Source organism: Halorubrum sp. Atlit-8R (assembly GCF_003666025.1).
Taxonomy (GTDB): domain Archaea; phylum Halobacteriota; class Halobacteria; order Halobacteriales; family Haloferacaceae; genus Halorubrum; species Halorubrum salinarum.
In genome coordinates, this window is the sequence record NZ_QPLV01000019.1 from 1 (window position 1) to 642 (window position 642).

The window sequence follows — 642 nt, forward strand, 5'->3', positions numbered from 1 at the left end:
CGGGAGATGCGACGCTGCTCGAGTTAGCCCGGGTTCTCGACGACCATCGAGACTACCTCCGGCGTGACGTGTGGGTGGCGTGGTGGCCAGGCCACTCGACAGGTCGCTACGCTGGGTCGACGTGGTTTACTGACGAGTTCGCACAGGAGCTCACAGAACACTGTGTCGCTCATGTCAATATCGATTCCCCCGGTGTTGCCGACGCAACGGAGTACGACGAGCGCGTCAAGTGGATGGCCGGCGTCCACGACATCGCAGCCAGCAGTATCGAGGATGTGAGTGGCAAGGAGACGGTTAAACGCCGCCCGCCACGGGCGGGGGATTACTCGTTCAACAACCTCGGAATCCCAGGGATGTCGCTCCAGTCGAGCATCCCGAAATCCGTCCGCGATGAACGGGGCTATCACCCAGTTGGTGGATCTGGCGGCCACGCCGATGCGTGGCATGTAACGACCGACACCATCGACAAAGCCGATCCGACGGTACTCGAGCGTGATACTGAAGTTTACACGCTTGCCACCGCCAGATTAAGTCGTGTCGATCTCCCGGCTGACCCGCTGGCGACAATCGATCACGTCCGGTCCGTCGTAGCGGACTACGACGACGTGAGTGAGTTCGATCTCGAGCCGATCTGTTCGGAAC

1 protein-coding gene is annotated in these 642 nt (G+C 60.7%); it reads left to right on the plus strand.

Features of this window, described 5'->3' with window-relative positions; all coding sequences use genetic code 11:
* A partial coding sequence (locus DVK05_RS16365; RefSeq protein ID WP_121564943.1) for a M28 family metallopeptidase occupies positions 1-642 on the plus strand: 642 nt, incomplete at both ends.